Origin of the sequence: Hymenobacter ruricola (genome assembly GCF_015694525.1) — a bacterium.
GTDB lineage: Bacteria > Bacteroidota > Bacteroidia > Cytophagales > Hymenobacteraceae > Hymenobacter > Hymenobacter ruricola.
Genome location: NZ_JADQDM010000006.1, coordinates 213050 through 234651, shown reverse-complemented (window position 1 = coordinate 234651; position 21602 = coordinate 213050). Strand labels below are relative to the sequence as shown.

13 protein-coding genes and 1 CRISPR repeat array are annotated in these 21602 nt (G+C 58.6%); of the genes, 1 reads left to right on the top strand and 12 read right to left on the bottom strand.

The annotated features are described in order from the left end of the window. The first annotated feature begins 112 nt into the window (after window positions 1-112). Window positions 113-1810: an amidohydrolase gene (locus I2H31_RS13920; RefSeq protein WP_196293646.1), complete on the top strand. Its 1698-nt coding sequence runs from the start codon at window positions 113-115 to the stop codon at window positions 1808-1810. A gap of 125 nt (window positions 1811-1935) precedes the next feature. Continuing rightward, window positions 1936-8285: direct repeats of the CRISPR family, unit length 29 nt; unit sequence ATTTCAATTCCACACAGTCCGATTGAAGT. A 206-nt stretch (window positions 8286-8491) separates the two neighbouring features. Here the strand turns inward: I2H31_RS13920 and cas2 are convergent. From cas2 to I2H31_RS13860, 12 genes are all read right to left on the bottom strand, one after another. Continuing rightward, complete coding sequence (cas2, locus tag I2H31_RS13915; protein WP_196293645.1) at window positions 8492-8755, bottom strand: CRISPR-associated endonuclease Cas2; 264 nt, start codon at window positions 8753-8755, stop codon at window positions 8492-8494. A 4-nt stretch (window positions 8756-8759) separates the two neighbouring features. Then, window positions 8760-9770 (bottom strand): type I-B CRISPR-associated endonuclease Cas1b, encoded by a 1011-nt coding sequence (cas1b, locus tag I2H31_RS13910; protein WP_196293644.1) that lies wholly within the window; start codon window positions 9768-9770, stop codon window positions 8760-8762. A gap of 14 nt (window positions 9771-9784) precedes the next feature. Continuing rightward, entirely contained in the window at window positions 9785-10333 is a 549-nt protein-coding gene (gene cas4, locus I2H31_RS13905; RefSeq protein ID WP_196293643.1) for a CRISPR-associated protein Cas4, read from the bottom strand. Window positions 10334-10403: 70 nt separating this feature from the next. Beyond that, window positions 10404-11492 carry a CRISPR-associated protein Cas7 gene (locus tag I2H31_RS13900; RefSeq protein ID WP_196293642.1) on the bottom strand — a complete coding sequence of 363 codons (1089 nt, stop codon included), beginning with the start codon at window positions 11490-11492 and terminating at the stop codon, window positions 10404-10406. Between the two features lies 1 nt (window position 11493). Further along, entirely contained in the window at window positions 11494-12885 is a 1392-nt protein-coding gene (locus tag I2H31_RS13895; protein ID WP_196293641.1) for a hypothetical protein, read from the bottom strand. An 11-nt stretch (window positions 12886-12896) separates the two neighbouring features. Beyond that, a complete protein-coding gene (cas3, locus tag I2H31_RS13890) occupies window positions 12897-15074 on the bottom strand; it encodes a CRISPR-associated helicase Cas3' (RefSeq protein ID WP_196293640.1) in 2178 nt (725 codons plus the stop codon). After that, complete coding sequence (locus I2H31_RS13885; protein WP_230687774.1) at window positions 15071-15631, bottom strand: hypothetical protein; 561 nt, start codon at window positions 15629-15631, stop codon at window positions 15071-15073. Before I2H31_RS13885 ends, cas3 begins: the two co-directional genes overlap by 4 nt. 30 nt (window positions 15632-15661) lie before the next feature. Further along, window positions 15662-16339 (bottom strand): CRISPR-associated endoribonuclease Cas6, encoded by a 678-nt coding sequence (locus I2H31_RS13880; RefSeq protein WP_196293639.1) that lies wholly within the window; start codon window positions 16337-16339, stop codon window positions 15662-15664. Between the two features lie 145 nt (window positions 16340-16484). After that, a complete protein-coding gene (locus I2H31_RS13875) occupies window positions 16485-18785 on the bottom strand; it encodes a xanthine dehydrogenase molybdopterin binding subunit (protein ID WP_196293638.1) in 2301 nt (766 codons plus the stop codon). 23 nt (window positions 18786-18808) lie between these two features. Next, window positions 18809-19318, bottom strand: a complete 510-nt coding sequence (locus I2H31_RS13870; RefSeq protein WP_196293637.1) for a hypothetical protein — start codon at window positions 19316-19318, stop codon at window positions 18809-18811. Window positions 19319-19352: 34 nt separating this feature from the next. Continuing rightward, window positions 19353-20912, bottom strand: a complete 1560-nt coding sequence (locus I2H31_RS13865) for an FAD binding domain-containing protein (RefSeq protein WP_230687772.1) — start codon at window positions 20910-20912, stop codon at window positions 19353-19355. Window positions 20913-21020: 108 nt separating this feature from the next. Then, window positions 21021-21497: a nucleoside deaminase gene (locus I2H31_RS13860; protein ID WP_196293636.1), complete on the bottom strand. Its 477-nt coding sequence runs from the start codon at window positions 21495-21497 to the stop codon at window positions 21021-21023. Between the last annotated feature and the right edge of the window lie 105 nt (window positions 21498-21602).

The window sequence follows — 21602 nt, the reverse complement described above, 5'->3', positions numbered from 1 at the left end:
ATAAAAGCATAGAATTTTATAATTATCTAAGAAAAACCTTTTATATTTCGTTGGGCTAAGCACGGTTTTGCTGCCCAACAAAGTATAAAAGGTTTTTCTTTAGAAGTTTGCTATGAGGGTTTTGTTAGCAGCTGCCGCCATCGTCGGGCTGGCCGGTTCGGTCCGGGCGCAAAGCAGCGCCCCGCCGGATATCATCCTCACCGGCGGCAAAATATTCACGGCCGAACTTACCCAGCCCTACGCCCAGGCCTTGGCCGTGCGCGGCGAACGGGTTGTAGCCGTGGGCACTACGGCCCAGATAACCCGATTGGCCGGGCCCGCCACGCGCCGCATCGACCTGCGCGGCCGCACCGTGGTGCCCGGCTTCAACGACGCCCACACGCACCTGCCGCCGGGCCACCTGCCGGGGCATTTTTTCGACTTTCCCCAGGCCGACATGATACCCGGCCCCCGCACCGCCCAGGTGCTGGACACCGTGGCCGCCCTGGCCGGCCGGGAGCCGGCCGGCACGTGGCTGATAGGCGAAATCGGGCGCGATGCGTTGGTGGACCCGCAGTTGCGCCGCGCCGACCTCGACCTGGTGGCGCCCCGGCACCCCGTGCTGCTGCGCACGCCCTGGGGCCACGGCAGCATCGTGAACACGGCCGCCCTGCGCCTGCTCGAAATTGAAGATTCCGACGTGGCCCCGCTGGGCGGCACCTACGGCCGGCTGCCCGACGTGGGCCAGCTCAACGGCCTGCTGAGCGAGTACGGCGACTGGGCCCCGCGCCGCGCCTTTAGCGGCAAAATCGCCGATTCGGCCTGGGTGCGCCCCCTGAAAGCCTACGGCGCCGAAGCCCTGCGCTTCGGCATCACCAGCGCGCAGAACATGGCCGACGCCCTGCCGCCCGACCAGACCCTGCGGGTGGTGAAAGCCGCCCAACTGCCCCTGCGGCTGCGCATCATCCCGTTTCCGATGACTTCCAAATGGGGCATCAATCGCCGCGAATGGGCCGGCGTGGAGCGCCACCCCGCGCCGCTCGCCCGCGTCGACGGCGTGAAGTACATCCTCGACGCCACGCCGCTGGAAGGCGGCGCCCTCATGCGCCGGCCCTATCCCGGCCAGCCGGGCTGGTACGGCAAGTTGAATTTTCCCGTCGACACGGTGCGCCAGCTGCTGCGCACCGCCCTCGCCGGCCCGGAGCCGCTGATGCTGCACATTTCCGGCGACAGCACGGCCAGCCTGGTGCTCCGCCTCATGAGCCAGCTGGGCGACGACGCCACCTGGCGCCGCAAGCGCGTGCGTTTCGAGCACGGCGACGGCCTGACCGCCGATTTGCAGCCCCGGGCCCGGGCGCTGGGCATTGTGGTGGTGCAAAACCCGTCGCACTTCACCAACGCGGCCCTGGACAAGCAGCACGGTGCGCCGCCGGAGTTGCACGGCTCATTCCGCTCGCTGCTGGAAAGCGGCGTGCCCTTCGCGCTCGGCTCCGACGGCCCGTCCAATCCTTACCTGAACATCCTGCTTGCCGTGACCCTGGCCGACCCCAAAGAGGCCCTGACGCGCGAGCAGGCCGTGCGCGCCTACACGGCCGGCTCGGCCTATGCCGAGTTTCAGGAGCAGGAAAAAGGCACGCTCGCGCCCGGCAAGCTGGCCGATTTGGCGGTGCTGTCGCAGGACATTTTCACAGCGCCGCTGCCCGCCCTGCCCGGCACCGTGAGCGAGCTGACCATGGTGGGCGGCCAAGTCGTGTACGAAGCAAAAAGCGGCGCGGCCCTGGGGCAGGTGCCTAAAAAAGTCCCCGCTGCCAGCCCAACTAAGCCGAAGTAGTTTTAGAATTTCTTTTGGAGGAGGTAACCGACAACAACGGAAGATATCGTTGCGCTCAACAATGCTGTTGGAGGCAGTTGAAGTTTTGTGTGCAAAAGCTAATTGTTATGCTTAATCAGACAATAATTTCAATTCCACACAGTCCGATTGAAGTGCTATGTCTGTGGGCTCTTGTATCCGTTGGACATGTCATTTCAATTCCACACAGTCCGATTGAAGTGTAGTTGTCGCCGGTGACGGTTGTTTGAGTCGTGGTATTTCAATTCCACACAGTCCGATTGAAGTCGCGCACGTCGGCCGTGACCTTGGAAACGGCCCCTTTATTTCAATTCCACACAGTCCGATTGAAGTCCCATCCGGCCCTCCCGGCACCGGGCGCAGTACGATATTTCAATTCCACACAGTCCGATTGAAGTCATGCGCTTATAGGCAATTTCAGCTTGCCCGTAGATATTTCAATTCCACACAGTCCGATTGAAGTGCGGCTGCTGAAGGAGCGGCGCCGGCATTGTAGGATATTTCAATTCCACACAGTCCGATTGAAGTTCGTACTGTTCCACGTACAGGCTAAAGCCAACCGCAATTTCAATTCCACACAGTCCGATTGAAGTCGTTGAAGCGTTCTTGCGAGAGCTGCGCTTTTAACTATTTCAATTCCACACAGTCCGATTGAAGTGGCATAGCGAGGCCAGGCCCGCGCGCGGGCAACTTTATTTCAATTCCACACAGTCCGATTGAAGTGTCTGGGTGCGGGTTTCCATCAATTCCTCCACAATCATTTCAATTCTACACAGTCCGATTGAAGTTCGGCCGTAATCTTGCCGGCCTTAAACGCCGCGTTCAATTTCAATTCCACACAGTCCGATTGAAGTGGGTGTACGCGGCCGCGCTCGCTGCTTACATACCATATTTCAATTCCACACAGTCCGATTGAAGTCCGCAACGACCGCGAGGCGGCCCCGCCCACCGCGAGTTATTTCAATTCCACACAGTCCGATTGAAGTGAAGGCGTCACCCGCCGGCACTTGCACTACACCCCCATTTCAATTCCACACAGTCCGATTGAAGTCCGTGCGTCCGACGTGCCAGCCCCCGCGATAGTCGAATTTCAATTCCACACAGTCCGATTGAAGTCCCTATCGCGCGCGGCCTGGTACACGTCGTCGAGCAATTTCAATTCCACACAGTCCGATTGAAGTCCTATTTCAATGAAATTGCCCGCCTTTCAATTCTATCATTTCAATTCCACACAGTCCGATTGAAGTGGGGCGAGGCCCGGGGTTAGTGGGCGGTTAAGTGTTATTTCAATTCCACACAGTCCGATTGAAGTATTCCGGGCCCAAATGGACCCAACCGGCAACGGCTAATTTCAATTCCACACAGTCCGATTGAAGTACAGCGGCCTGCGCAACACAGGACACGCGTTTCTCATTTCAATTCCACACAGTCCGATTGAAGTCCACAACCGCCGGCAACGCCCGCCACCCCCACCATCAATTTCAATTCCACACAGTCCGATTGAAGTAACCGCGCCGCGGCAGTTGCCGGACGAGCTCCCGGATTTCAATTCCACACAGTCCGATTGAAGTCCAAAGCCGAAGCCCGCGCTCTGGCCGGCGCCAAAGGATTTCAATTCCACACAGTCCGATTGAAGTGCTTGAGGCGGCGGAGCGGTTTCTGGCGCATTTATTTCAATTCCACACAGTCCGATTGAAGTTCACGCACCCCTGCTTTACCTGCCAGCCCAACACCAATTTCAATTCCACACAGTCCGATTGAAGTGGAGTGCAGAAGTTGCGGGCGGCGGCGATAAATGAAATTTCAATTCCACACAGTCCGATTGAAGTCTGGGCGTCGGCCTTCTCAGGCTTGGCCTTTTCCGTATTTCAATTCCACACAGTCCGATTGAAGTCATGCGCTTATAGGCAATTTCAGCTTGCCCGTAGATATTTCAATTCCACACAGTCCGATTGAAGTCCTGCTTTTCCAGCAGGGCATCCAAGTCCTTGTTATATTTCAATTCCACACAGTCCGATTGAAGTCATCGCGGCGGCTGGCTTGTTGGTGGGCGCCTTCAATTTCAATTCCACACAGTCCGATTGAAGTTGCTGGCTGCCCGCGGCCACAAGTCGTTCACCGTCGAATTTCAATTCCACACAGTCCGATTGAAGTTTGACGGACCGGGCCGATGCCCAGCGCCTTCCACAATTTCAATTCCACACAGTCCGATTGAAGTGTGGGCCGAACGGCACTTTCACGCGCGGCGCCTCATATTTCAATTCCACACAGTCCGATTGAAGTCCGACGTCTCCATCGCGCAAGGTTTTTCCTCACTCAAATTTCAATTCCACACAGTCCGATTGAAGTCCTGCGCAACCGGCAAAAAGAACTAGCGGCCAAGAAAATTTCAATTCCACACAGTCCGATTGAAGTCCGGTGCCGGCATCTGGCGCAGGGCTGCGTAGGCTTATTTCAATTCCACACAGTCCGATTGAAGTGCTCGCGGTTGGCATCGGCCAGCCGGCGCACTTCGTATTTCAATTCCACACAGTCCGATTGAAGTGGCCGCCTTACTGGCCTTTTTGCCCAACAGCTAGGGCATTTCAATTCCACACAGTCCGATTGAAGTGGGGTGAATGGGTCGTCAAAGTCGCGGCTTTGCCAATATTTCAATTCCACACAGTCCGATTGAAGTGTGGGTTTGGGCACGCAGATGGGTTTGAGCCGATAATTTCAATTCCACACAGTCCGATTGAAGTTGTGACGGGCACGCGCTACCGCTTCAAGGTCAGCAAATTTCAATTCCACACAGTCCGATTGAAGTCAACCCGCCGGAAGGCACCTACACCCCGCTCACGCATTTCAATTCCACACAGTCCGATTGAAGTGCGGCTACCGTAGGAGCAGCTACCAGGGCAGCGGCATTTCAATTCCACACAGTCCGATTGAAGTGTCAGTGTAGCGCAGCACGTACCGGCCCGCCTCCCATTTCAATTCCACACAGTCCGATTGAAGTAAACCGCCCGCGCCGCCGGCTCCACCCTGGACCTAAATTTCAATTCCACACAGTCCGATTGAAGTTTACCTCTCTCAACACAACGAGGCCGGTGTTCCTTAATTTCAATTCCACACAGTCCGATTGAAGTCAGATGAAGCGCATCTCCCGGGAATTGGGCCTGTCCATTTCAATTCCACACAGTCCGATTGAAGTGCATAGCCAGGCCAGCCCCGCGCGCGGGCAACTTTATTTCAATTCCACACAGTCCGATTGAAGTCCCGTTTTTTGGCTTTGTTATCGCGTGGCCGTCCCGATTTCAATTCCACACAGTCCGATTGAAGTGCGGGTGGCGGCGTCCGGCGAGAGCGAAGCGGTGGCGTCATTTCAATTCCACACAGTCCGATTGAAGTCCGGCACCGGTGGCCGCGGCCCCGCCACCGGTGTTCAATTTCAATTCCACACAGTCCGATTGAAGTTGCCCAGCCCGACCCAAAAAAGAACACCCAGTTGCTATTTCAATTCCACACAGTCCGATTGAAGTGCGCCGAATCCGATGCTTCGGAAGCGGAACCACCTCATTTCAATTCCACACAGTCCGATTGAAGTCCGAACGGCGGCCGTGTCACCGTTACCCTGGACCTAATTTCAATTCCACACAGTCCGATTGAAGTTGCCCCCCCGGCGCAACGGCGGCACCACCTCCACCGATTTCAATTCCACACAGTCCGATTGAAGTTTCTGCCTGTTCGTGTACTTTCTGCCTTCTCTCATCATTTCAATTCCACACAGTCCGATTGAAGTTCCAGCTCTTTGGCCTGTTTTCTGACAGTCTTTTTCAATTTCAATTCCACACAGTCCGATTGAAGTAGCTCGTCGGTGAGCAGCTTCAGGTCCAGGGTGGTGATTTCAATTCCACACAGTCCGATTGAAGTGCCGGCGACAGCATCCAAACGGCCGCCGCGAAGCTCCATTTCAATTCCACACAGTCCGATTGAAGTGGCCAGCATAACGGTCGGTCCGTTCTTTGGATTGATATTTCAATTCCACACAGTCCGATTGAAGTTGGGCTTGCCGCTGGGCGGGTTGCTCAGGTATTTCATCAGCCAATTTCAATTCCACACAGTCCGATTGAAGTTAGATGCTGAAATCGGCTAGCTTTTCTTCGGTTTCGAATTTCAATTCCACACAGTCCGATTGAAGTCACACCCGCACCGGCACCAAATACGAAGCCCCCGAAATTTCAATTCCACACAGTCCGATTGAAGTCCATCCGGCCCTCCCGGCACCGGGCGCAGTAGGATGATTTCAATTCCACACAGTCCGATTGAAGTCTCGGCTTCGTCGTGGTAGCGGTGGAAGATGCCGTTATTTCAATTCCACACAGTCCGATTGAAGTTCAAGGTCAAGTTCAGGATTCTGCCGAAAGCTGACATTTCAATTCCACACAGTCCGATTGAAGTCACCGCCGTAGCTGCGTCGGTGCGCTCAATGCTGATATTTCAATTCCACACAGTCCGATTGAAGTCAGGTTAGTGGTGAGGTAGGGCATGTCCGTAATCAATTTCAATTCCACACAGTCCGATTGAAGTGCTAGCCGCCTGCCTGCTGGAAGGACGCCATGCCGTATTTCAATTCCACACAGTCCGATTGAAGTGCGGGGGCTTCTTGGGGAGTGGGGGCGGCGGGCAGCATTTCAATTCCACACAGTCCGATTGAAGTCATTGCCAGCACAGAGCGAAATATCTGCGCTTCACGCATTTCAATTCCACACAGTCCGATTGAAGTGGCGGCGTTCTGCTGCTGTTGCAGGGCGGCAATGCCATTTCAATTCCACACAGTCCGATTGAAGTGGACATGGGTCGTGGGGGTTAGGCGGTTTCTTCGCTATTTCAATTCCACACAGTCCGATTGAAGTCCCCAGCAAGTCGTCCATTTTCCCGGTTTTGTCGTCATTTCAATTCCACACAGTCCGATTGAAGTTGTGGTTTTGGAACAACGGCGTGGCGACGTGGATACCATTTCAATTCCACACAGTCCGATTGAAGTCATCCGAGCGGCGCGTGGTGCTGGGGCTTCTTCTCATTTCAATTCCACACAGTCCGATTGAAGTCGTCGTCGTTGGGGTTCAGGCCCGCTTTGGTCAGCAATTTCAATTCCACACAGTCCGATTGAAGTTCTGAGCGATAGCCGCGTCCAGGGTTGCCAGGCCCTATTTCAATTCCACACAGTCCGATTGAAGTGACGTCCGCCGTGAATTTCAGGCCGCCCAGGTAAACATTTCAATTCCACACAGTCCGATTGAAGTCGCTGGGCTTCGCCGATATGCAAACCGACTATACCTATTTCAATTCCACACAGTCCGATTGAAGTCAGTCGGACCTGCGCGAAATGAAGGCCGAAGCCCTATTTCAATTCCACACAGTCCGATTGAAGTGACGACGAAGTACGAACAGGAGCAAGCCCGTTCCGCATTTCAATTCCACACAGTCCGATTGAAGTGCTGACGCCCTGGTCGTAATAGTGATACTTTACGGTATTTCAATTCCACACAGTCCGATTGAAGTCGGTCGGGCTGTTTTCGCGCATCTGCCTGGCGCTATTTCAATTCCACACAGTCCGATTGAAGTGCCCGCCGTTCAGGAATGCCGAAAACCCTACGCCGTATTTCAATTCCACACAGTCCGATTGAAGTAAGAGCGCGCCCGCGGCGACTAAGGCTTTTACTGTCATTTCAATTCCACACAGTCCGATTGAAGTGAAAATACGGGTCGTTTTTTAAGCCCGTAGGTAGCATTTCAATTCCACACAGTCCGATTGAAGTTTCGCCTTGCAGACGCCCGCCAACTTTGCCCTGACTTACAAATTTCAATTCCACACAGTCCGATTGAAGTGTTTGAAGTTTGCCGAGTTGCCCAGGTAGGTCGACAATTTCAATTCCACACAGTCCGATTGAAGTCTAAAAATAGCCTTCATTTCGGCAGCGAATTCAGTTATTTCAATTCCACACAGTCCGATTGAAGTGGCGGTGCGGGTCAACGGAGGCCCGCGCCTGGAAGCATTTCAATTCCACACAGTCCGATTGAAGTGCCCCGACTTGCACAAAGAAGTCCGCTTCATGACCCATTTCAATTCCACACAGTCCGATTGAAGTGTCCAGGTCCTGGACCTTTCCTTTTGCCGTTACCCAATTTCAATTCCACACAGTCCGATTGAAGTTCTCGGCGCGGTTCGCCAGGGTGCGGTCGGTGAACGATTTCAATTCCACACAGTCCGATTGAAGTGGACGCGCCGAGTCGTTCCAGCCACTGGGCGGCCCTATTTCAATTCCACACAGTCCGATTGAAGTAAGGCTCGAAGGGGGCCTTCCACATCGGCTACGAGTATTTCAATTCCACACAGTCCGATTGAAGTTTCTTCGGGGACAGGGCTCTATCCACTTGAGCTACCCATTTCAATTCCACACAGTCCGATTGAAGTCCGATGCCTATACGGACAAAAATAGCCCTTAGCGCTTTAAAAACACAGGTCGCAGGGCCCAAAAAAGAGTAGAAAAGTCGTCGGTCAGCGGTAGCGGGAAAAGGGTAGGGGAGCGACGACTCAGGTAATGAGTGGTTTAACTTAAGCGTAACCCTGGTAGGGCCAAACGGTTTTCCAGCAAAGCAGCGGGCGACGACTAGTTGGGCTTATAAAAAATCGCCTAATCGGCTGCGTTCCTGGCCGAGAACTTCCTTTTCCAGCCATTGCTGGCTGCGGCTTTTGAAAACGAGGACGCTGTCCTCATTCAAATCCAAAAACGACTCTGCCTTCAGCAGCAGTTCCTTCAGTTTCACCTCGGAAATTTCACCTTCAAACACGGAGTTTTGAATCCAGTTCAGGTAGCGCCGGCAAAGCTTCAGCATCTTGCCCACGCGCTTTTCGCGGATGTCATATACCAGCAGAACGTACATACGCTTACCACCAGGACTTAAAGGGTTGATATTCTTCGATGCCCATCAGATGCTTGGTTAGCTTGTAGCATTCGAGCTTGATGAGGTGCTGGTAGGTGATGATGCGGTCGAGGCGGCGGTGACGGAAGGTTTCTTTGAGGCGCTGGGCGAAGACTTCGACGAAGATTTTGCGGCCCGATTCCTTGAGCAGGCAGCCGTCGAGTTCGCGCACGAAGTGCTGGGGCTGAATTTCCTTCTTGTTGAGGACGCGGAAGATGGTGCGGTCCACGAGCAGCGGCTTAAAGATTTCGGCCAGGTCGAGGGCCAGAGAGAAGCGGCGGTGGCCGGGCTCGTGCAGGAAGCTGATGGTGGGGTTGAGCTGGGTGTGGTAAATCTGCGACAGGCAGGCGGCGTAGCACAGCATGTTGCCGAAGCTCAGCAGGGCATTGAGCTCGTTTTGGGGCGGCTGGGTGCTGCGCTGGCCGAAGGTGAAGCCCGGCACGCTCACCAGCCGCTCGAAGCAGCGGTAGTAGGTCTGGCGGATGTTGCCCTCGTAGCCCATCAGCTCCTGGATGCTGGTGGCGTGGGGCAGCGCGGCCACATAAAGCTCAATCTGCGCGATTTCGGCGGCTACCTCGCGGCCTCGGCTCTGGTAGTAGCGCAGGTTTTTGAGCAAGTTGAAGGCCGAGCCTTCCACGAACTTGCGGGCCAGGGCCTGCCGCTTTTTGCCGGAGGTGTAATGACTGGTCTGGGCTACCTGCAGCTTACCGGCCAGCAGGTACTCCTTGGCCAGAAAGGAGCCGGTGTAGTGCTCGTAATAATCGAAGAAATGCACCGAGATGCCCTTCTTGCCCAGGAAATTGTACAGGGCGCTGTTGGCGTCGAGCGAGCCGAAAACGTAGAAGTCGGCCACGTCTTCCACGGGCAGGAAGCGGGTCTGGCCTTCGCCGCCGTCCTCGGTGTAAGCGGTGTATTTGAGGGTGTTGTTGTCGCGGCTCAGGCGGCCGGGGTTGAAGAGGTAGTAGGTTTTCTTCATCGCGAAGGCCGAGGTTACAGGTGGTCGCGGGAAAGCGGGGGCAAGTCCAGCTCCACGCCGGCTTCACTCACGTAGCAGAAGTCGTAGTAGCTGCAATTTTTGCAGAAGGGCTTGTTGATGGTGGGCGGGCAGGTGGGCTGCTCCACCAGTTGCTCGATGGCCGCTTCCCACTGCGCGATGGCGGCGCGGTCGGCCTCGGTGAGCACCACGGTTTCGGTGCGGCGAATCTTGGGGTATTCCAGCAGGCCGGTGGGGTTTTCCACGCCGTGGCGCTCCAGCACCAGCAGGTAGTATTGCAGCTGGGCAATGCTGGCCTGCTCCATCTTGTTGCTGCGCTTGATTTCGTGCACCACCCGGTCGTGCGGGTCATAAAAATCAATCTTGATGCCCTCAATCTGAATCTCGCGGTAGCGCTTGGCCCGTTGCGGGTAGGCCGTTTCGTGCAGCAGCGTGCCATCGGCCACGTTCTCGTGCGTCTGCTGGAAGCTGATGCCGCTGTGAAACAGCCACAGCTTGCGGCGGCAGATGTGGTAGTAATTGACGTGCTTGCCGGTGATGCGCATGGCGAATGGGAGAGGGCACCAAAGCAAAACGGGCTGCTTCGCCAGGAAACAGCCCGTTTTGAGGCCTTGGCTAAGCGGGCACGTCCTGGTTTTCGTAGTCGAAGGCCCGCAAGCGGGTCAGCACTTCCTGCTCGGCTTGGTCGAGGGCGTCGGCCGCCCCATAAGCCCCGGCAATGTATCCGCCGGCCGACAATGCCGTGTAAAGCTTTGCCCCGGCGGTTTCGTCCAGCACGGGCTTGGCCGTGGGGCGCTCGGTGTCTTCGCGCAGCTGCCCGCGAATGGCGCCCGCCAAGTGGTTCGCATTGTCGCTGATGGCCACGGCCAGCGTCTCCATCAGGCTAAAGGTGCGGGCCTGGTTGCTGGTAATGCGCCAGTTGACCAAGGCGTGCGCCAGGGCCGGCATGTACTTTTCCCGCTGCTCACGCGGGGCCAGCAGACACGGACCAAATGCGTTGCGGCTTTCGGTCCAGCCCTGGACTTTTAGGTCAGCGACTTTGCTCGGATGCAATTCCGGCTCCAGGGTGTTGACGGATACGCAAAATAGCGTCCGTAAATCCACGGCCACGTCGTACACAAACAGGCCGGAGGCGCGGCTGTGGTCGGGTATCCAGATGCGGTTGGGCAGGTTGCGCTTGGTGCTGAGCAGCAAAGCGTCTACCTCGTCTTTGGACAGTTCTTTGCCGCTCTCATCGCGCACCCGCACGGGGTGGTGCGAGGGATGCGACGTGCGGTCAAACGTCAGGTTTTCCCGTTGTTGCTCCAAGCCGCCCAGCAGCGGATGCAGCGGGCGCATGGCTGAAATCGACAGCGGCGAGCGGCGCTTGATGGTAAACTCGCCGGTTTCGGCCCGCATGTAGCCGCCCAGCAGCTGGTCGACGTGCGTGGGGTCGCAGGGCGACCACGGCTCCTTCTGCTCAAACTGCACCTCTTCGGCCTTCTTGCCCTTTTTCACCTGCCAGTTGAAGGTGATGGGCGCGGGCGGCACGTTCAGGCCGGTGGTCAGCGCATCCATGATGCTGCGCTTCACCTGCTGCCCGCTCGAATACGCCTGGTTGGTGCCAAACTGCGGGTCGCGGTAGTATTTCTGGCCGTCCTGAACCGAGAAAACGGTGTGCTCGGCGTGGCGCAGGCCCCGCAAATAGATGTAAGGAGATTTCATGCTATGCGTTGAAAAGAGTGGGTTGTTGCGTGGATGAAGCCGGAGCAATAGAGGCGTCGCTCTGCCGGGCGATGTAGCGGAAGCGCACCAGAATGATGAACAACGGGAAGTTGTCGACCGGCATCAGCATCACTTGCCGCACGGCTTCGTCAAAGGCATCCCGAAAAGCGGCGGCGTTACTGCCGGCCTCGGCCAGCATATCGGCCAGCCGTTCGATGAAAGCTGGCCGGCTTTTTTTCTCAAACACCTGTTCTACCTGGCGGTCCAGGTTTTTCTTTCCCCGGCCGCTGTCGCGGTGGTCGTCGCGGCGGGCAAAATCGTGGAGCGTGGCCGCCAGTCGGTCGGCGGCGTTGTAGAGTTCCTGGTTGTTGAGCATGGCGAGAATCCAGAGTTGATAAATGTCAAATTGAAAGCGGTCGGCGTCGGTGTTGAGATTGATTTTCTTGTCATTGCCGGGCAAATAATCCTGGAGCTTCGCCGGCTCAATGGCCGCCAGGCCGATGCTGCCCAACTGGCAGGCGCGCGCAAAGCCCAGGTGCGTTTCGTAGAGGCTCGTCACCTTCTGCCAGTCGCGGATGTCGGGCGACAATTGGAAAAGCTGCTGCGAAAGCTGGTGCATATCCTCGACCGCGCCCAACTCCAGCGGCACGAAGCCGATGGTGCGGTTGGTTTGAGCCAGGCTGTACACGTAGGCCGTAATGCGCTGCTTATAAGCAGTGGCCAACGCGAAAAGCACCTTCACCCAGGCTTGCGTGCGCAGGGCGCTGCTGCCGTCTTTGGTGTCCAGGACCTTGTCAAAATTGAAGCCTGCCAGCGGCTGGCGTGGATTGAAATCCGGGTCGAAGGCGTGCGTGAGCCAGCGGCCGTTCCAGGTATCAATCTGGTTGCCTTTCAGGCCGTCACGCTGGCTGAGCATGGTGCGGTACCGGGCCCAGCCTTCGTAGAGCGTCCATAGCACCTCGTCCTGGTCAATGAGAAGGGTGAGGCCGCCGCTCACACCTACGCCCAGCGCCCCGCCAATCCAGGAGCAATAGATGTCGTCTACATCCACTTTCGGCCCTACCCCTGACACTTGCCCCGAAGTGGTGCCCTCTACTCCAGCTGCTGGAAAGCCGATGACGAAGCTGGCATCGGGACCAAGAGTGCCATTGATTTTCTCGTGTAGCTTACTGAGTTTTATTTCGTAGGGGTTTGCTCCAAGTGCTACGCGGGCTTTCTCATCTTTATTCAAATCCTGCGCAAATGGTGAACTGGGTACCCATTGCAGGTATTTGCTAGAATTATAGAACAGAGGAAAGATTTCCTCGTCAAAAAACTGCCGGGCCGCCAAGTCGCGGCCGGTGCGCGCGTTCCACAGCGTCAGAAAGCGGCGGCCGATGTAGCTGGTGTACATATCAGGTGAGGTTAGAGAAAGGAATCGGGCTCCAGCAACTGCAGGCCCAGCCGGCGGTAGTCGGCCAACGGTTGCGGCACCACAAACGGGGCCGCGCCAAAGTCCAGCCGCTCGTAATGCTGTCGGTTCTTATTGAATTGAATCGTGCGCCAACTGATGGGGATTTCCAACTCGATGCGGCGCTCCCAGAACGTCTTTTCGGCTACATATTCAGCGCGGTCGTCGGCCAGAATGCAGGCTGCCGTTTCGATTTCCAGCGCCTCCACCAGCACCGAGCGGCAGCGGTTGGTCAGCGCGCCTTCTATCAGCTCGCCGTTGTCCCATATCAGGTGCGTGTTGATGTTGGCCAGCGCCAAGTCGGGGTACACGGCATCGAGGCAGCGTTGCAGGTCGCGCTCCGGCAGCAGAGCCGCGTCGGGCAGCTGGGCGTAGCTGCGCAGCACTACTTCGCGGTTGTAAGGCAGCGTTTTCCGGTCCGGCTCGATGACGTGGACGGGCTTTAGCTGGCCAATGGTTTCCGGGCTGCGCCGCCGGTTTACCCGGCCAAACCGCTGCACCAGCGCATCGAGCGGGGCGGCCTCGGTTATCATCCGGTCGAAGCTGATATCCAGGCTCACTTCCACCACCTGCGTCGATACCACGAAGCAAGGGCCCGGCTGCCCGTCAAATTCTGCGGTCAGCTTTTTCTCTAAATCCGCCCGGTCCAGGCGCCGAAACCGGCTGTGCAACAGCATAGCTTTCACGGCCGGAAAAGACTGCGTTAACCGCTCAAACTCGGCCTGCGCCCCCACAACGGTGTTGCAGATAATCAGAACCTTTTCGTTGTCTGTAAAGGCTTGGCGCAGCAGCGCGTCTACTGTCGTCGCCAACGCTTCGGGGCGCTTCTGGTCGCGGGCTATTTTGTGCACCTCGTGGCGGTTGAACTCGTCCAGCACCTCGTCGGACAGGCGCACTTCATACACGGCCTCGGGGCCGCCCAGCCGGCGGCGCACCTCGTCGTAGAGAGCCGTGGGCATGGTGGCCGTACCCACGTGCAGCCGGCAGTTGGCCAGCACCAGCACGTCCACAATGGCCAGCACCATGGCCTGCGCCTTATCGGAATAAGTATGAATCTCATCCAGAATGACATCGCAGCCGCGCACGTCGAGCAGCACCGCCTCGTAGCCGGGTAGCCCGAAAGCCACGGCCGCCAGCTGGTGCGGCGTCAGGATTTTGACCGACGCGCCCACTTTGTCCTGCAAGAGCTTCTCGGCCACATCGCGCCCCGTGCGGCCCTCTACCAGTTTCGACATGGCGTGGCGCAGCCGCACGTGGCCGCCCGTGTCGGCCTGGCGCACGCGCTCAAACATGGCGTTGATGGAAGCTTGAAACGGCAACGTGTAAAACACCCGCCCCCGGCAGCGCCGAAACAGGTAGTCCGTTTTGCCCGCGCCCGTCGGAGCCACCACCAGTGTGTGGGGCCGCTCATCGGCGGCGCTCGTCTGCGAAAGCGGGTAGAGCGCATCGCCGGCGCGGTTTTGAAAAAACGCCAGATTTGGCTTGTCAAACAACCCCGCCAACTGCTTGTCCGTGTCGTGCTGCAAAGCCGAAGCAAAATGGTCGGCCGCCATCAGCACGCCGCGCCAGGCCGACCACTCGGGGCTGCGCAGCTGCGCCCGGCAGTGCTCCACGGCATAGCGCAGGGCGGCTTCTGCCTCTTGCAGCGTCACCTTTCGCAGCGTTACGGGTACTTGCAAAGCGGCCAGCACGGCCAGCCCGTCGCCCGACCAGTCTTCCCAGTTCAGCAAGTGGTTGGCTATCCACGGGCCGCCCTGCCGTTGCAAATCCAGGATGCCCCGCTCCCGCGCGTCCTGCCTGATGGATTTATGGTGCGCCACCACCATGTCGACCAGCGCCGGCCAGTCGGCCCGGTCGAACAGCGGCAGAAACCCCAGCGACGACAGCTCGTGCCGGTGCGGAAACTGCTCGTGCAAGGGCAGTTCTTCACCGTAAATCTTGGCCTGAAAATGGGGGTGCGCCTTGCCCAAATCGTGCAAGGCCGCGCCCAGCCCCGCTAGCCGCACGTCGTAGCCCAACTGAGCCGCAATGGCTTCTGCTGCTGCTTTTACCTGCTGCGTGTGGTTGAGCAACGTGAGCGGGGAATTGCCGCGCTGGGCGCTCTTGGCGAGAATCGGGCGGGTTGTTTTCATCGTTCCAGCACGGGTTTGGCGGTGGGGTTGCCGGTAATCTCCAATCGGCCGTACATGGCCGCGCCGTCCGCAAAGCGGTTGTAACCCACCAAAAAAGCGCCATCACTCGGCCCCTCGGTAAAGCGCAATTCGAAGCCCGGCAGTGCCGCAAACGCTGCTTCGCTTATCATCTGTGGCTCAGCAGGCAACAAAATATCTTCGTTGCGGCACAGGCACAGGTGCTGGGTTGCCGCCAGCTTGGCGTCATCCGCGCTGGCAAAAGCCAGATGCAGCGTCGGGGACAGCATTACCCCCCGCACCAGAATGGCGCGGGGGCGCGTCAGTTGCTGCTTTTTCTTCTCGTGTATCCAGCCGCGCGGGTGCGTTTGCTCCTGCTGCATGCTCAGCCCGGCATAAGCAAGCTTGTGCCGCAGAATCTGCGAAACCTCCAGCTTCTGCCGCATTCCCTCAATAACGGAAGGCGTGAGAAACTGCTGGGAATATGTTTCCCCGTCTCGAACGGCCGTCCAAGGCTTGAGGTAACCAAATGGGCCGGTGTACTCTACTACGTAAAGCATTATATAAACTCAGTAAAGAATACAGAAAACCTACACCAGCGCCCCGCAGCCAATCCCCGTAGAATCACCCACGCCCACTTCCCAAGCGAACTGAATCTGCTCGGCGCTCCCGCTCACCAGCACCGGGCAGATGCTGCCGCGGCACTGCACCTGCTTGTAGCGGAACAGCTTGGTTTTGGCGGTGGCGAGGTGGGCGGGGTCGAAGCGCACGGCGGCGGCGGTGTCGTCGAGGCCGGCCTGGCGGAGCTTGCGCCGCAGGGTGGCGGTGAGCAGCTCGTCGGCCAGGGGGTGACCGGGGAGGAGGTGGTCGGCGGGGGCGCCGAGCTGGGCCCCGGGCGGGAGGTGCTTGATAAAGACCGGGCTGGCCACGCGGAAAGGCTGCTCGCCGGCCGTGAATTCGGGGGCGCGCTGCATCCGCACGTCGCGCACCCGCAGGCCCAGGCCGAGGTCGGGCTCGCGCACCACGCCGCTCACGAGCTGGTGAATCAGGTCGGAGTCTGGGGCCGAGATAAACCAACTGGCGCCTTCCCGGAAATGAATGCCGCCGCGCCCGGCCTGCCCGCCGCGCAGCCAGGCCAGGGAATAGAGGGAAAGGCCGTCGTGCCGGCGGGCGTCGTGGCCGGCCCAGCGATTGAAGGCGCCCACCAGCGTGGGCAGGTAATCGAAAGGAACCCGCTCAGGGGATTCCAGGTAGAGGTGTAAGCGCATGGGTGCCGGGTAGATAGCTGAAGGAACAGCAAGCCTGATTCCGGCGGTAAATACGTCAGTTATTTCTGAATATTGCTAATTTTATTTTCATGTCAAACCAATTATTTTAGTAATTGTTTGGCTGTAAACAACTTAATTTTTTGCATTATCGAAATAACACTTTGGACAAATTGAAAGTAGAATTAGTTGCCGAGAACTCCGGATACAAGCTCACCAGCGTCTTTTCCGGCGTCATCGGGGCCGAGAAGGGGAGGGCCGTGTGCGGCTGGAAAGCCCGCACCGCGTCGCGCAGGGCGAAGTAGGTGCCGATGCCGTACATCAGCGGCGGCTCGCCCACGGCTTTGGAGCGCAGGATGGCCTTGGGGTGGCCCGGCGTGTCGAGGAAGTGCACGTCGAGCACCTTGGGCGCGGCGTAGATGTCGGGGATTTTGTAGCTGTTGAGCGAGTTGCTGAGCAGGCGGCCTTCGTCGTTGTAGGCCACTTCCTCCATGGTCATCCAGCCGATGCCCTGCACCGCGCCGCCCTCAATCTGGCCACGGTCGATGACTTCGTTGAAGCTCTGGCCGAAGTCGTGGGCAATGCGCAGGGCGTCCACGGTGTAGGTGCCGCGCAGGCAGTCGACGGTGACGGTGGTCAGGGCCGTGCCGTAGACGTGGTAGGCGAAGGGGTGGCCCGTGTTGGTGGCGGGGTCGAAATGCAGGTCGGGCGTGGCGTAGTGGGCGTTTTCGGTGAGGGCCACGCGCTTCCAGAAGGCCGACGACACCAGCTTGTCCCAGGTGGTTTCGGTGGGCATGCCGGCGGCCAGCACCTCTTCGTTGCGGATTTCGATGCCTTCGTAATTGAGCGTGTATTCCACTTCGGCGTGGCGCAGCAGGCGCTCGCGCAGGGCGGCGCAGGCCATTTCGGTGGCCTTGCCGTTGAGGTCGGCGGTGGCGCTGGCGGCGCTGGGGGAGGTGTTGGCCACGCGGGTGGTGTTGGTGGTTTCGATTTTGATGCGATTAATCGAAATGCCCAGCGTGCGGGCCGCCACCTGGGCAATTTTGGTGTTCACGCCCTGGCCCATTTCCACCGCGCCCGTGCTGATGCCCACTGAGCCGTCGGAGTAGATGTGCACCAGCGCCCGCGTCTGGTTCATGGGCGTTTTGGTGAAGCTGATGCCGAAGCAGATGGGCATCACCGCAAAGCCCTTTTTCTGCAGCTTGTTCGTTTGGTTGAACCGCTCAACTTCGGCCCGGATGCCCGCCAAATCGAATTCTTTGGCGGCCGTGTCCCAGGCCTGTTCGGCGTGGCACATTTCGGCCGGCTGGCGGTAGGAGAACAGGTCGCCTTCGCGCAGCAGGTTGCGGCGCTGCAACTCGCAGGTGGGCACCCCAAGCTCTTCGGCCGCTTTGGCCAGGGCCGACTCAATCACGAACATGCCCTGCGGCCCGCCAAAGCCCCGGAAAGCGGTGTTCGGGGGCAAATTGGTGCGGCAGCTGTAGGCGGTGGCCGTCACGTTGGGCACGAAATAGGCGTTGGTGGCGTGGAAGAGCGTGCGCTCCATCACGGCCGGCGAAAGGTCGGCGGCGGCGCCGGCGTTTTGGTAGAATTCTACCTCGTAAGCCACGATTTTCAGGTCCGCGTCGAAGCCGATTTTGAAGTCCGACGAGTAGGGGTGGCGCTTGCCGGTCATGCGCATGTCGGCCATGCGGTCGAGCACCAGCTTCACTGGCTTCTTGGCGCAGTAGGCGCCCAGCGCGGCCAGGGCGCCCCAGGGCGTGGCCTGGTCTTCCTTGCCGCCAAAACCGCCGCCCAGGCGCGTCACGTCCACTTCTACCTGGTGCATGCCCAGGCCCAGCACGTGCGCCGTGTGGCGCTGCACGGCCGTGGGGCCCTGCGTGGAGGAGATGATGCGCACGCCGCCCATCTCGGTCGGGAAAGCGTAGGCGCCCTGCGTTTCGATGTACAAATGCTCCTGCCCGCCGCTCTCGGCCACGCCCTCAAACACGTGGGCACAGCTCGCCCAGGCGGCTTGAGAATCCCCGATTTTGAAGGTGCGCGGCGGCACAATGAACTCGCCCTGCGCCGCGGCCACGCGCGGGTCGGTGATGATGGGCAGCGGCTCAATCTCGGCTTTAATCAGCTTGAGCGCGGCGTGGGCCTGGTGCTCGTGGCGGGCCAGCACCAGCGCCACTGGTTGCCCCCGGAAGTGCACGTGCCCCTCGGCCAGCAGCGGCTCGTCGGGCACGATGCCGCCGATTTGGTTGTCGCCCGGAATGTCGTCGGCCGTGAGGATGCGCACCACGCCCGGCGCGGCCAGCGCGGCGCTCAAATCCAGACTTTTGAGCACGCCGTGGGCCAGCGGGCTTTCAAATACGGCCGCGAACAGCGTGCCCTGCTGCACGGGCACGTCGTCGAGGTACTGCGATTCGCCGCGCACGTGGCGGTTGGGGTCGAGATGATTCATGGATTGGGTGCTCGCTGCAGCGACTAACGAAGTGGCTGAGGATGATGGGTGGCAGATTGGAAAATGATTTCCTGGTAAACCTTAAGCGTAAAAGTTACCGTCAATTCTTCAACTGCTTCGGAAATAGCATTGAAATCTTCCCAAGCAACTCCTTGTGAATAATTTGAAATTAGAAAATGGTCAACAATTTCGGCTTCATTTCCAACCAAAGAAACTGCAGCACCGAAAGGCAATTTCAGATGCGAGGAATTTATAAAGTTGAAGCGAAGCTGCCCAGCTTGCTCATCGTGCCAGAGGTAATAAATAAGGTCGGTTTTAAGGTCGCTGTTTTGTAGTTGTGCCTGCCGGTTGGACCTAACCCTTTTTAAAAAATCAATGAGTTCGTCGGATTCAATTTGTAGCCCAGCGGGAACAGAAAGCTGAATACAGTTTGCCTGTATTTCCTCCTTAAGCTGGTCGGCTCTATCGGTCAGAAATAAAGAAGAATGCTCTATTTCCTTGAAAATATCGAAAAAATGCTGCTTGTTGGACATTAAAAAATCTGCCGTAAAAGTTGATGACCAACTGTTAATTGACAAATTCCAGCTCCGGCGCAAACTTCAGGAAATGCGCCCACAGCAACTGCCGCATCAACAGCCGCTTGTAGTCGCTGGTGCCGCGCACGTCCGAAATCGGGCTGATTTCCGATTGCATCACCTCATTGGCCGCTGCCAGCGTTTCGCCTGATAGTTCGCGGCCTTCCAGAAATGCACTGGTACGCGCCAGGTACAGCGGCACTGGCCCCACGCCGCCGGCCGATACCCGGGCGCCGGTGATAATACCGTCGTTCACCCGCAGCCAGACCGCCGAATTCACGCTGGCAATGTCCAGGTGAGTGCGTTTGGAAACCTTCTCAAAATGGAAGAAATCGCCAGACAGGGGAGCGGGGAAGCTGATTTCGGTGACTTGCTCCTCGGGCGCTTTCGCCAGCTTCTTGTAGCCGAGGTAGAGGTCGGGCAACGCCAGTTCGCGCGTGGTGCCGGCCGGGTCGGCCAGGGTGATGTAGGCCCCGAGCGCCAGGAACATAATGGTTAAATCGCCAATCGGGGAGCCGTTGATGAAGTTGCCGGCCACCGTGCCCATGTTGCGGATGGGCGTGCTCGATACCAGTTTCAGGTACTGCGGCAACTGCGGAATCAGGCCGCGCATGAGGTCCGATTCCAGCAAATGGCTGGCCGTGGTGGCGGCGCCCAGCACCACGCGGCCCGCCGCTTCCTGCCGGATGCCGCGCCGGCCGGCCTGGTCAAATATCAGGCGCACGGGCTGCTCCCGCAACTCCTCAAGGCGCTGCACCAGCAAATCGGTGCCGCCGCCGAGGAGCGGGTGAGCGAAGGCGTGACTGGGCGAGTGACTATGGCCGTTCTGGCTTTGGGCGTGGCCGCTGGGCGAGGTCGAAACCGCGCCGCCGTTGGCATGAGCCGTGGCGGAAGCTGCTGTTGCCGCTGATGAAGCTTCGGTGGCGTTGGTTTCGGCGGGGCGCAGCTTGCCGAGCCTGGCCGGGATTCCGGCGAAGTAGCCGGGCACGTACTGCTTCTCACTGAGCCAGGCCAGGGCGTTTTCCGCGGGTCGCTGCTCCAACTCAGCCGTGAGCTTGGCCGCGGCGCGCTCCAGCGACTTGTAGCCCGTGCAGCGGCAAATGTTGCCGTCGATGGCGGCGACGGTGCTTTTTTCGGTGGCCGGCTTGTCGCCCAGGCTGTGGCCGGTGAGCGACATCACAAAGCCCACCGTGCAGAAGCCGCACTGCGAGCCGCCTTCGTCCACGATGGCCTGCTGCACGGGCGTGAGCTGCCCGCTGGCTTGGTTGATGCCTTCCACCGTCACCACGTGCTTGCCCTGCACGTTGCCCAGCGGCGTGAGGCAGCTGGTCATGCTTTGGTAATTCACGGTCTGGCCGTCGGGGGCCAGCTCGCCCACCAGCACGGTGCAGGCGCCGCAGTCGCCCTCGCGGCAGCCGATTTTGGTGCCCTTCAGGTGCTCGTGGTAGCGCACGAAATCGAGCAGGGCGCTGGCCTGCGGCTCGTCGGTGCGAATGGGCTGGTCGTTGAGGTAAAAATCTATCATCTGGTTGATATTGAATACGTCTGTCATCCTGAGCGCAGCGAAGGACCTTATGACGCCTGCGTTAACTACTGCAAACTGTTGTAACATGATAAGGTCCTTCGCTGCGCTCAGGATGACAGGCTTCCTTCCATTTTCCTAATACTCCGTTTTGCCCTCCTTCCGTTCCCAGGCCTGAAAACCGGCCAGGGCTTCCTCGCGCAGCAGCTGCGTCATGGGCAGGCGGCGGGCATCCATGGGGCGGTCCAGCTCTTCGTAAATGAACTGGTCGTCGAAGCCGATGGCGGCGGCGTCGGCCTTGGTGTTGCCGAAGAACACGCGGGCGGGGCGGGCCCAGTAGATGGCGCCCAGGCACATGGGGCAGGGCTCGCAGCTGGTGTAGAGGTCGCAGCCGTCGAGCTGAAAGGTGCCGAGCTCCTTACAGGCTTTGCGGATGGCATCGACCTCGGCGTGGCAGGTGGGGTCGTGGGTAGTGGTGACCTGGTTGAAGCCGCGGGCAATGATTTTTCCGTCCTTCACCACCACCGCGCCGAAGGGGCCGCCGTGCCCGGCCTGCATTTTTTCGATGGACAGGCGAATGGCTTCGCGCATGAATTCGGGGTTGGGAGCTTCCATAGAGCGGATGGGTGGGTTGGCGGAGTGGTGGATTTGCGGATTTCAGGGAAAGGTTTCCGCAAGTGGGCAACAAATAACGCGACTGGCTGCCACTTGCGTAGGCCA